Annotated in this window: 12 protein-coding genes; 7 read left to right on the top strand and 5 right to left on the bottom strand. The window is 46.3% G+C overall.

Features of this window, described 5'->3' with window-relative positions:
• Positions 1-73 precede the first annotated feature (73 nt).
• The 4 genes from ACETMN_RS32350 to ACETMN_RS32335 all read left to right on the top strand — a co-directional run bounded on the left by ACETMN_RS32350 (position 74) and on the right by ACETMN_RS32335 (position 4,231).
• Complete coding sequence (locus ACETMN_RS32350) at positions 74-541, top strand: YfbM family protein (RefSeq protein ID WP_091012407.1); 468 nt, start codon at positions 74-76, stop codon at positions 539-541.
• A 136-nt stretch (positions 542-677) separates the two neighbouring features.
• Positions 678-806: a hypothetical protein gene (locus ACETMN_RS32345; protein WP_411735574.1), complete on the top strand. Its 129-nt coding sequence runs from the start codon at positions 678-680 to the stop codon at positions 804-806.
• Between the two features lie 208 nt (positions 807-1,014).
• Positions 1,015-2,523: a copper amine oxidase N-terminal domain-containing protein gene (locus tag ACETMN_RS32340; protein WP_091012409.1), complete on the top strand. Its 1,509-nt coding sequence runs from the start codon at positions 1,015-1,017 to the stop codon at positions 2,521-2,523.
• A 244-nt stretch (positions 2,524-2,767) separates the two neighbouring features.
• Positions 2,768-4,231: a GNAT family N-acetyltransferase gene (locus ACETMN_RS32335; RefSeq protein ID WP_091012410.1), complete on the top strand. Its 1,464-nt coding sequence runs from the start codon at positions 2,768-2,770 to the stop codon at positions 4,229-4,231.
• Positions 4,232-4,457: 226 nt separating this feature from the next.
• Here the strand turns inward: ACETMN_RS32335 and ACETMN_RS32330 are convergent, their stop codons facing one another.
• The 3 genes from ACETMN_RS32330 to ACETMN_RS32320 are packed head-to-tail and all read right to left on the bottom strand — an operon-like array spanning position 4,458 to position 7,297.
• Positions 4,458-4,916, bottom strand: a complete 459-nt coding sequence (locus ACETMN_RS32330; protein ID WP_411735573.1) for an N-acetyltransferase family protein — start codon at positions 4,914-4,916, stop codon at positions 4,458-4,460.
• A complete protein-coding gene (locus ACETMN_RS32325; protein WP_091012412.1) occupies positions 4,913-5,833 on the bottom strand; it encodes a D-alanine--D-alanine ligase in 921 nt (306 codons plus the stop codon). Before ACETMN_RS32325 ends, ACETMN_RS32330 begins: the two co-directional genes overlap by 4 nt.
• A gap of 12 nt (positions 5,834-5,845) precedes the next feature.
• Complete coding sequence (locus tag ACETMN_RS32320) at positions 5,846-7,297, bottom strand: PLP-dependent aminotransferase family protein (RefSeq protein ID WP_411735572.1); 1,452 nt, start codon at positions 7,295-7,297, stop codon at positions 5,846-5,848.
• 673 nt (positions 7,298-7,970) lie between these two features.
• Here ACETMN_RS32320 and ACETMN_RS32315 point away from each other — a divergent pair.
• Positions 7,971-8,327, top strand: coding sequence for a nucleotide excision repair endonuclease (locus ACETMN_RS32315; protein ID WP_076213814.1), 357 nt, complete (start codon positions 7,971-7,973; stop codon positions 8,325-8,327).
• A 206-nt stretch (positions 8,328-8,533) separates the two neighbouring features.
• Positions 8,534-9,280, top strand: a complete 747-nt coding sequence (locus tag ACETMN_RS32310; protein ID WP_091012415.1) for a Bax inhibitor-1/YccA family membrane protein — start codon at positions 8,534-8,536, stop codon at positions 9,278-9,280.
• A 167-nt stretch (positions 9,281-9,447) separates the two neighbouring features.
• Here the strand turns inward: ACETMN_RS32310 and ACETMN_RS32305 are convergent, their stop codons facing one another.
• Positions 9,448-10,131, bottom strand: coding sequence for a 4'-phosphopantetheinyl transferase family protein (locus ACETMN_RS32305; protein WP_411735571.1), 684 nt, complete (start codon positions 10,129-10,131; stop codon positions 9,448-9,450).
• Positions 10,132-10,294: 163 nt separating this feature from the next.
• Complete coding sequence (locus tag ACETMN_RS32300; RefSeq protein WP_091012419.1) at positions 10,295-11,167, bottom strand: arylamine N-acetyltransferase family protein; 873 nt, start codon at positions 11,165-11,167, stop codon at positions 10,295-10,297.
• 290 nt (positions 11,168-11,457) lie between these two features.
• Between ACETMN_RS32300 and greA the strand changes: the two genes are divergently transcribed.
• On the top strand, positions 11,458-11,934 hold the full coding sequence (gene greA, locus ACETMN_RS32295; RefSeq protein ID WP_047840913.1) for a transcription elongation factor GreA: 477 nt from the start codon (positions 11,458-11,460) through the stop codon (positions 11,932-11,934).
• Positions 11,935-12,029: the final 95 nt, after the last annotated feature.

The following is a 12,029-nucleotide window of genomic DNA, read 5'->3' as shown; positions in this document are numbered from 1 at the left end:
TTACCCCGATTCTGAATCAACAAGCACGGTTAATGGGGAACAATAGAAGGAATTACACAGGAGGGGTAGCGGTATGGGAATGTCCGGCAGATATCTTGTGGTAACAAAGGAGCTAGTTGAATCCATCAAGTCAGGTGAGATCAGTGTGCATGATTGTGCAGTGGATCTGGATATCGATAAAACGTGGCAGATGCTGCAGTTCACGCTGAACGGTAACTTGGTAGAAGGGGAGCCTCCCCTGGGATATGTGGTGCCTCTCGCAGGTGAGCAATACGTGGGAAACTATTCGGATATGGATCTATTTTTGCTTAGTAACGAGCAGGTGCTGGAAGCCTATATGGCATTGGAGCAGCTCACACCGGAAGAATTAAAGGAGCGGTATAATCTGGACCAAATGATCGCTGAAGGTGTCTATCCTGTCATGGAAGATTGGGACGCGGAAGAGACATTTCAGGAGATTGTTCAGACCGTGGATGATATTCAGGCCTTGTTTCAGGCCACGGCTGCAAGTGGGAACGGGATCATCTTTTATGTTTTCTAAATGAGCACTAAAATTATGAGGGGAATTCTATGGCCGACACTGGGGCAGGTTTGAACTGTGCCTATTCGGGTTATTGATAGACACAAGGCTCAGGCCTTGATGACATGACAATCCGGTAGAAGAGAGGGAATGCGATATGACACAGGATCAGAACGAAGAGAACAAAGCGATTCAAGAGGACGAGCCGGATCAATTCGAGACTCCCGCAACTGCGGAAGATGAAGAAAGGGATGAGAAACTCGCAGAAGATCAGGAGCAAGAATAACTCCCAGCATTGCATAATGAAGCAGGATGTTTTATCGAAACATACGATATGCTGAAATATAGATAGACCAGAGGTCGGACATGTTCCGGCCTTTTGGTTTATTTTTTTGCGTATCCGTTTACAAGAATTACCTATACCTTCATAATGGAAATGAACCATATTTTTCTAAGGAGGAGTTCATATTACGAATCGGAAGTTAGTCCAATGGATGGCAGTGCCACTAGTACTTTTAATGGTTGTTCTTACAGGATGTCAGGCTGTGGGTGGAGTAGACGTTGGCAAAGCAATGGCCAATGGCGCGAGTATCAAGTCCGGTGAATCCAGACAATCCATGAATATAAACATAGAACCGGCTAAGGAATTTGCTACAGAAAAAGACCTTGAAATGATCGAACTCATTAATTCCATATCCCTGGATATTGATCAAGCCAAAATGAAAGATGCGAAGACAGCATCGATCAAAGGTACACTGAGCATGGAGGGAACGAAGTTACCTTTCCACCTGTCCATGAATGAGTCCCAATTGGTCATTGATCTGGACGGAGCCCAGAAACCGCTGTACATGTCTCTGGATACGTTCCAGGATGCACAGGCGCTTCCAATGGTAGATACGAAGGCTCTGGAGAAACAACTCGAGGAACTTTCCCCGAAACTGTTCTCTTTTGTCCTGAAGCATCTGTCCAATCCGAAGAACATCTCCGTTACACCGGTACAGGAATCCGTGAATGGCGAAGCACTTAGCCTCTCCAAGCTGCATCTGGAAGTTAGTGGTGAAGAGATGCTTGCCATGGTTAAACCGTTCCTGACGAGTATTTCGAAGGATGAGCAAGGACTGAAAGACCTGATTGGCGATCTGTACGATGTGTTCTACCCTGTACTGGAAGCAGTGAATGAGGTAGAAGGTGGGGGAGACGACACGCTGAATTCGATCGTTCCTGAATCGAAAGATGAAGCCGTGGCCTCACTGTATGCCATGATCAAAGTGGGACTGGACACTATGCTGGTCAATTATGATCAGGAGCTGACCAACCTGTTGAATGATACCCCTGAATTCAAAACGGTATTTGGCACAGAAACCAAACTGAAAATGGATTTTTATCTCGACAGCAAGCTGGATATTCGCAAGCAAAACTTTGAACTGAAAGTAGCGCTGCCAGCTTCCGAAGATCTGCCGGTGAACGCTGTAACCGTGAGTGGAAACAGTGAACAGTGGAATATCGGTGGCACAGTTGCAGTTGATGAAGTGGATGTATCCCGCGGTGTTATGGATCTGATGAAGGATGATATTACGCCTGGACAGATGCTGCGCAATTTTGATTCCAATTCACTGGCATACCAATTGCTGAAAGATGAAGCTGGGATCACGAGTAAAAGTGTAGTGCTCTTCCCGGATGATGAATACGCTGGGGCGATCACTGTTAAGAACACAACATTTGTTCCGCTTCGCTACGTGTCTGAAGAATTGGATGCTGAAGTGAAATGGACCAAAGGCTCGAACCAAATCGTTGTCATTGACGACATCACTGGTGATGAGATTGTCCTGACCGTAGGTTCCAAGAAGGCAACCGTTGCTGGTAAAGAAGTAACCATGGTGGAATCCGCTTATGTAGGCAAGGACGGCAAGACGTATGTGCCGCTGCGCTTTGTGGCTGAATCCCTTGGAGCTACTGTAGATAAGGAACAAGAAACAGGCTGGATTTACATTGACCGTCCTTAAGTGAGACGTTGTAAGTAAGCCTTAGTATGAGAGGGGATTTCAGAGTATGCCAGATTTCTCGTAATGATCGTGAAAAGAACACCGCAAAAATTCCGTTTGATCATGAACGGGATACGTGTGTCCTTTTGACCCATTACGAGGAGCTTCGGCGTTTCTGAAATGATGAAACGGATCGGGGAGTGCCTCTATTGGAGGTGCTCCTCTTTGTTGTGTCATCCTAAATAAATCCCCAGAGGTGTTATATATGAAAAGTCAATTATTCATCCATTCAAACTCCATTACGTTGCGTCCATTTATGCTTGAAGATCAGGCTGCCGTGTATGCATTAACCCAACAACCTGAAATCACAGATGTCCTGCCAGATTGGAAGATGACCGAGGAGCAGTTGCGCGAATTCTTACAATTTGTCGTTGGCAGTTACGAACAGTTCAACCCGGAAGATGTACGCATCCTGCTTGCCGTTGTACACAATGAAGATCAGCGTATCATCGGTTGGTGTGGCGTATTTTCAAATGACATGCTGGATCGGGCTGATCGCGAGGTGGCTTACGCCATCTCCCGGGATTACCGGAATAAAGGATACATTACAGAGGCAGTTCGAGCCCTAACAGCATATTTATTTGAGCATACCTTGCTGGATCGAATTGTGGGCATTGTGAAGCCCTCCAATCAGCCGTCACGCAAAGTTCTGGAGCATGCGGGTTTTCGTTATATCTCTCGCAGAATGCTTATGGACAAGGAGTGCTACGATTATTTTGAACTGCTCAAAGTAAAGACCGAACCAGTGGAACCGAAGCAGATACATTCTGAAATTCGCTTACGACGAGCACAGCAGGAAGATGCTGTTGTACTTACAGAGATTTGCACTCGTGCTTTTGATCATGTCATAAAAGTCTGGGCGGATAATGAGAAGGATATCGATAGCAATCTATGCCCGCCTGATTATTCGTCAGTTCGCATGCATCGTTACGTGATCCGTGAATGGGATTATTATGTTGTAGAATCAGATGGATGCGCTATTGGCGGAGTGAGTGTTAACGTGCTTGGACGAAAACATGCCAGGATCGATAAGATCTATATTGATCCCGTATTCCAGGGCCGTGGTGTGGGAACTCAAGTCATGAGGTTTATTGAGGCTGAATTTCCGCAGATTGAAATCTGGAAGTTGGAGACCTCAGGTCGGCAGTTGGATAATCATCATTTTTACGAAAAAATGGGATATGTTTGTATCTATGCATCTGAGGATGAGTTTGTATATGAGAAGAACATGTCCGTTGATTCTTTTGATCCAACATGTGATGAGACATTAGCCAAGGACTCGGGTGAGTCAGTGGTTGAATATGTTCAAGCTAATCTGGACTCGGTTCGTTACAGCACCAGTAATCTGACCAATAGTCGGATAACCGACTGCAACTTAAGTGGAAGCAAATTTACCAATCTAAATATGACCAATATATTGCTAGCTGATTTACGCCTAACCGACAGCAAGATTGAATTCTGTGCTTTGGATGGCGTTCAATTCCAGGACACACACCTTGGATCTGACCGTGTACCCATGCAGTGGGTGCATTGTGATCTTGGGGGAAGTCGTTTTATCGATTGCGATCTATCTGGGGTTCAGTTGGAAGAGTGTCAAGTGAACGGGATGAAGATCAACGGAGTAGAAGTAGAGAAATTACTTGCAGCCTATAAAGCTATGAAGTCCTGAAAGGCGCCTCGTTGCCTTATTGCTGTCCGGCGAAGCACCATTCATCAATGGAGCCATTATTCCGATTGATGGTGCGCAGTCAGCCAAATATTGATCCCATAATCATCAACAGCACATCGATGCAGCATAGATATATACTGAAGAACGCCCTTTTTCGCCAATGTGCGGATTGGGGCGTTCTTTTTTTGTTTTGATATTCAAGGGGGCGTATCACGTATCCCGCAGGTTAAGTGTGCTGTAGAATTTGTGGCTTTTTGCTAAACCCGGTACTCCCGGCTATAAAGCCCATCTGGCGATAGAATTCATGTGCAGCTTCACGTTCTGGACGATTGCCACTGTTCAGAGACAAGGAATCCACGTTATGCGTGGCTGCCCATTGCTCAGCTTCAAGAATAAGCTGACGGCCGATGCCTGAGCCCCTGAACTGGTCGTGTACAACCAATGCCAAGATACGGCAGTGTCTTCCGTTCTTTTCATATAGATAAGACGTCTGTAATCCGATCAGTCCAACTACGCGGCCTCGTGCTTCAGCAACGAGTGTAGTAAAGTTTGGGTCCGCAGAGATATGGGCATAACGCTCCTCCATCTCCGCGTATGTGGTTGGGTAACCGAGTTGGTCCATCAGAATGACCATATCCTGCAGATCGGTAGTGGAACTATGTCTAATCGTCACATCCAGGCTCATAATGTTGTATCCTCCTTGGGTCTTTCCTTCAATGAAAGTTCAATAATGGTATCCAGCAGCTCTGCAAAAGAAATGCCTGCAGCTGCTGCACTTTTGGGCAGCAAACTGTTACGGGTAAGACCCGGCAGCGTGTTCACTTCAAGCACATACGGCATGCCTTCCCGAATCATCATATCCACACGAGCGTAGACACTGCATTTGAGCACCTGATAACAGGCTAAGGCCGCTGCTTCGACGCGATTGTGAAGGTCTAAAGGCAATTTTACAACCTGCTCATCGGCCCCGTGGTCATCGTATTTGGAAGCATAGTCGAAAAACGCAGCGTTTGAACGGATGGAGATCACCGGCAGCATCTTACCATCCAGAATGGCACAGGTGATCTCCTCACCCTCGATATACTGTTCAATCATCACCGTATCATCCCAGACGAGGGCAGCCTCTACAGCGGCGGGGAGGGTGGATGCCTCCTTAACCACTTGGGTACCGATACTTGAACCGCCTGAATTCGGTTTGACCACCACGGGGTACGTTAATTGTTGAACAGCAATAGAGGATAGTTCCTCCATGTGGCTCACCCGCAGCCATTCTCCGGTAAGCACACCTGCATGCTGCATGAGTTGTTTGGACATGTCTTTATCCATGCATACACTGCTTGCCAGCACACCACATCCTGTGTAGGGAATACCCAGCGATTCCAGTGTGCCTTGAACCGTACCGTCTTCGCCGTATTTGCCATGCAGGGCAAGCAGTGCCACATCGATCCCCGCTGACTTGTCGATTAGATCGCGTTTGGTATTCAGCTCAATGGGTACAACCTCGTATTTGTCTCTATTCAGGTTTGCAATCATCTCCTGTCCGGTGAGCAGGGAAATATCCCGCTCTGAAGATGTACCGCCCATAATCACGCCAACTTTCATGTGAAATCCTCCTTATCTCATGTGAGCTACTGTCTCGCCAATGATACGAATGCCTTTACGTATATTCTCATCGCTGACTCTGGAGAAACCCAGACGCATCGTGTTTACACCCTGACCATGTTCCAGATAAAAGGTATCCCCCGGTGTGAACGTTACACCTTTCACTTTACAGGCAGCCAGCAGTTCACGGGTTCTGTATTCGGACGGGAACTGCACGAACAGATGCAGACCACCCGCACCGGAAATCCGGCACATTGGCAGATGCTGCTTCAGGCAACGCACAACCAATTCATATTTTCGCTTATACTCTGTGCGAGCACGCTTCAAATATTTCTCGAAATTACCGTTGCTCAGATATTGATACAATAACGATTGGTCCAGCGTGGAGGTATGGATGCTGCGTGCCCGTTTCATACTCTCCAGATAATCAATCAGCGCCGCATCCGCAATAATCCAACCTACCCGCAGGCCTGGGAACAGGACTTTGGAGAAGCTGCCCAGATACACCAGTCCATTGCCTTTGCCCATGCTGGCAATCAGGGGAGATACGTGGGAACCGGAATAGCGTAATTCTTCGTTGAATCCATCCTCAATGATGGGTACCTGATACTTGTTCATCAACCGGATGATCTCTACCCGTTTTGCAGGGGACGTCACAATCCCGGTTGGATTGTGATAGGATGGCACGAGATACGCCAGATCATATGGACTTGCCTCGAGTTCATGTTCCAGTTGTTTCAAGTCCAGGCCATCCGGCTCCATATTCACACCGGTCAGTTGAAACTGGTGTAATTTTAGATTTTTAATCGCCGTGTGGTGCGTTGGATTCTCACAGAGCGCTTTTCCGCTTTTTTTGCGCAACGCTCCAAGCACCAGATCGAAACCTTCCGTGAATCCGTTAGTAATCAGGATGTCCTTGCCACGGAGGTCGACCCCTTTGTTCTCCATATATCGTAGTAAATAGTTCATCAGCGGTCTGTATCCTTGCGCATATCCGTAATTCAACAGTACTTCGCCTTCAAGTGACATGCGATCCAGAAAAGCCCGCTTTACGTTGTGCAGATCAAACAGCTTTTCATCCGGTGCTATGCTGGTAAATGAGATCTCACCGCGCTCTGCACCGGAGCCATGCTTCATCAGATCGTACTGCTCTGCCTGAATGGCATACTCGCTTACCTCTGTCGTCCAGTCCAGTTCCCAGTTCGCTGCTGCCTCAGGTGTTTCGATGGAGGCAATGACGTAATTGCCCTTGCCTTTGACTGCATAGATCAGACCTTCATCTTCAAGCTCGGCATAAGCGAGCAGGACCGTGCTGCGACTAACCTTCATGAGTGTACTGAGTTCACGGGTCGAGGGCAGCTTTTGTTTGGCTTGCAGGCCGCCTTTGAGCATCAATCGCTTCATATAATCTTTGACTTGTATATATACAGGGCGGTCCTCCGTCAGTTGCAGATCGGAATACATCCCATCACTCCCTCTATTGGTATCTTGCCATATTATAAACCCAGCAGAAAGAACCACGATACCTCTGTTTCCCTGAGCATGTGGTTGGTTGTACGCACAAACGCAAAAAAGCCCTGGCAGTATGCCGGGGCCTGGTGGTGAAACTTGATCCATTTTCTATAGTACTGCTGCTATAACTCTACAGTTGCATTACATGACTAGTCTCTCTAGGATCGATAGCTATCTGACCTTCTACGTGTGTCTATTAACTTCAGTACGACTATAATTGCAGGCTTTCTAGGTGATACTTAAAATCTACAGTGAAATCATGAATCTAGGTCTTTCTACGTTTGCTTGCTGCAAGGGTCGATTAGATGATGAATCTACAATCTATAAGCTAAGGTTCTTGCTAACTGTACTCTTGTTGTGATCACTTAACAGAATTCAGCATGAAAAAGAGTTTCAATCATAGGGTACAATAGACGGAGGTAGATATAAAGACGTATGTCTCAGTGCCCAATTTCTTCCTCATACCCCTATAGTACCACTTTGAATCAGGGAAGTTAACCTTTTTTTTGAAATATTTGTCGTAATAGCGAAAATTGCGTGAATTGTACTTCATATAGATTGAAATGGTGTCCCTTTATAATATGTGATAGGATGTAAACCTATAGATAATGAGGAAGTGAGCCTATTGATTAATATTACCGTGCCAACACCGGATGTAACCATTACCAAGCAGGTTGATCCACAGCTTAGCCACATTTATGGATTCACTGATTTTCACCTGATTACCCGGGAACTGGGCGGGATTTTCATGTTTTACAATGCCGCTGGAGAGCTGTTGTTTGTCGGGAAAGCACGTAAATTAAGACCACGTATCAAAAAGCATTTTGAAGACACGGTATCACCAATTAAGAATCACCGCGAAGAAGTAACGAAGATTGAAGTATGCCTGGTTGAAGATCCGGTAGATCGTGAAATTTATGAGACGTATATCATCAACACGATGCGTGCGAAATACAATGTAGATAAAGTCTTGTACAAATAAGACGCTTAAAAAGCACATGAACATGCAATGTCTGGGACATATGTCCTAAGTGTTGCGCCAGTAGGTAAGGATGTAATCGAAGGATTGCATCCGATTCCTTCTGGTGCCTCCCGATCTTTTTGAGGGAGTAGCTTGTAGAATTTGAAACGTAGTAACCCAAACTTAGTATCACAGATATACCAAATACATATGAAGAGGTGATTGTGTTGATCGGTCGTAGCGGTAACCCTACACTTAAAGACAGCACGTTTGAAAACAGAGGATATGGAGAAGATCGGTATCAGAATTACATGACGATCAACGGCACGGTGAACAAAGCGTTTATTACGCTTGTGATTCTACTGGGCAGTGCATTTGCAACCTGGATGATGTTCTTTAACGGACAACAAGTAATGCCGCTTGCTTATGGCGGATTAATTGTTGGTTTCATTCTGGCACTTGTGATTTCGTTCAAACCCGTAGCGGCACCTTATCTGGTACCGGTCTATGCTGTGGCAGAAGGGCTATTCCTGGGCGCACTCTCAGCAACCTATGAGTCACTGTATAACGGAATTACCTTGCAGGCGGCCCTGTTGACCATGGCTGTATTCATCGCTCTGCTGGTGGCATACAAAACCAGATTGATCAAAGCTACGGAGAACTTCAAGCTTGGGGTAGTGGCTGCAACCGGCGGTATCATGATCATGTATCTGCTGAGCTTTGTACTGAGTTTCTTCGGAATTTCGATTCCTTATCTGCATGATAACAGCTTGATCGGCATTGGTATTTCGGTCGTTATCGTCATTGTGGCTGCCCTCAATCTGGTCCTTGATTTCGACTTCATCGAGGGTGGTGCTGAACGTGGGGCACCCAAGTACATGGAGTGGTACGGTGCATTTGGATTGATGGTGACGCTGGTATGGCTGTACATTGAGATCATCCGTCTGCTTGGAAAATTGCGGAGCCGGGACTAGTCCTATCCATACGTCAGAGACGTAAACGGAGTGTGGATTTAAAGCTAAAAAGCTAACGCGTGATACTCACGTCGTTAGCTTTTTTGATTAACATTAGCCAGGGCATGTTCGATGTTAACCTCTTACAAAACTCAGCTGATCCAAACTCGTTGAGGCCCAGCACCACTCTATACTAACTCTTTATACAGATCCTCCAAGGTGGTGATTTCGGGCTGGCTCGGTAGCTCTCCCCCGGCTGAACACGCTGCAAGCATATGTCCATCATCCAGTCGCTGACTGAGAAAGAGATATGTCCCGGCCTGTTTGCAATGCCATTCCTTCCGTTCATTAGGTAGGATGGCGAAGGAGTCCAGCGGTATGGACAAGCCCATACCGACTGCCTTGATATAACTTTCCTTCAGCGTCCATAGACGGTAGAAGGTCTCCAGCCGCCGGTCGTCAGGCTCGGCAGCCAAGAACTGGCTCTCCTTAGGAGAGAAGAAACGCTCAGCAATCTGCATGTCAATTGGAGCTATTTTTTCCACATCCACGCCCAGTTCATCTGTACTGCCAGAGATCAGCGCAATCCAATCACCAGAATGGGAGACGTTGAATTGTACATCCGAATGGTGAATGAGCGAAGGTTTGCCATAGGAGTTATGGGTAAAAGAAAGCTCAGCAGGTCTCAGTCCAGTCAACTTGCTCAAAGTCACACGAGTCAATATCTCTCCCAGCACGGAGCGATACGCGTCAGCCTGACGCAAAAAACGCGAAGCCTGAGCACGTCGCTCGGCAGAAACTTGCGACAAAAAGTGGTCCCAGTACGCCTCGGGCAATACTTCTGGAATTTGGAGCACACGAATAGTTATCATCATTTATCACCTGAATACGTATTCGGCGCTGTTCAGTAACTTTCCTTTATATGGAACGACCCCTCAACTCTTCCTCCCAAATCATCACTATACGGATGCCCCTAATAAGCAAGCCGGTTGTCTCGCTTTTCATGTTAAGGCCTCAGGTTCTGCATCTTCCTCTTCATGCTTCCTGTACTCGTTTCCATTCCGTATGCGCAGCCTGAACTCGTTCCCACATGTCCTGGCATTCCAGTTCGCTGTAGTTCACCAATGGTTCATGGAATATTTCAGTTAATACGTTACGCCATTCGGTATAGCTCTGGATCTCCGTTTTCCGGATTCCTTCGATATCATGTGTTCGAAGCATACATCCACGTAGTTCATGACTGCGGATCTCATCTCGCTGACGAAGCAAAAATGCGTTATGCCAAGGTGATTCGGCCGCCCGACTGTAGAATTCATGTTTGGGAATGAACTCTTCCAGGCTGGTAATTGCTTCAGGAGCATAGTCCACACCTTCACTTGGCCCATTCGGCTCGTACTCAAGCCGCCATCCCCCCGCCACAACAGATGATGGCATCAATTGGTACGTGAACGGAGCTGAACCATAGGTTCCATAACGAAGTGGCAGAGGTTCAAAGGGCATTCCGCCGAGACCTACATCTACAATCCAGCGTTCAACTGTCGGGTCAGCATCCGGCAGAAGCACAGACAGACCGAGATGGAATGAGTTCACACGGGGTTGTTCCCCATGAGGCTGTACTCCACCGCGATGCCAATCAACCGTATAACCCAGTGATCGGAGAAGAACACTAAATGCACCATTTAGATGAAAGCAGTAGCCGCTGCGTCCCTGTAATATAAGCTGAGTTGAATCTGGAAGACTGATTCCCGCAGGACGACCTGCAAAAATATCGACCGTTTGCCAGGATAGATATTGTACATGTGCTCGCTGGAGTTCAAATAAGAATTCCAGTGTAGGTTCCTTTATATCATCTATGCCGATCCGTTTCAGATAGGCCTGTATTTCAGCTGTATTCAATAGTTCATTCATACAGATCACCTCACGTCATATAGTGGGCTGCAGCCCAAATCTTTATAAACTTCTGCTGCCCTGAGTTCATTGTAAAAGTGAACGGATGAAAACAACATAATCAATTGAGTCAATTGTAACGGTACAATTATTGAACAAAGTCTTGAAATTCATCTCAAGAGATGGACATGGTTCTGATTTCATTGAAATACAATATATGGTTGGGCTATTTCTTTTTCCGGGGTATGCTAACCCTTTGGAGTGGATATAGGTTAGAATATAGATAGATAGCAGGATTAGGAGATGGAAAAATGGCTAATGATGAAGTGATTTTGACACAGGAAGGCTTGGAAAAGCTGGAGGACGAACTGAAGGATTTGAAGACGGTGAAGCGTAAGGAATTGGCAGCTCGTCTGAAACTCGCGATCAGTTACGGTGACCTGAAGGAAAATAGTGAGTATCATTCAGCCAAAGATGATCAGGCCTTTATGGAGACCCGAATTTTGATCTTGGAGAAGATGCTGACAAAAGCAAGAGTCATCTCTTCAGACAATATAGACTCCAACAAAGTGAGCATTGGATCGACGGTGTTGCTTAATGACATTGAGTTCGCCGAGAAGATTGAATATAAAGTGGTTGGCCCTGCCGAGGCGGATGTTGCGAATAATAAAATTTCGTACGAGAGCCCGCTGGGCAAAGAGATAATGGGCAAAGAAGTGGGCAGTGTCATTCATGTCAATGCTCCGATGGGCGTTATCAAGTACGAGTTACTTCAAATTAAAGTGTAATTTAAAAAGAGAGGTGCTCCCAGTCATCCAAGTGGCTGAGGGGACACCTCTTTTTAATTCTATTGGGCTTTGAACGGTTGGGAATATGGATTTGT

The organism is Paenibacillus sp. M2 (genome assembly GCF_046713495.1).
Taxonomy (GTDB): Bacteria; Bacillota; Bacilli; order Paenibacillales; family Paenibacillaceae; genus Paenibacillus; species Paenibacillus amylolyticus_B.
Note: the sequence above shows the minus strand (reverse complement) of the source record. Positions and strands in the feature narration are given on the sequence as shown.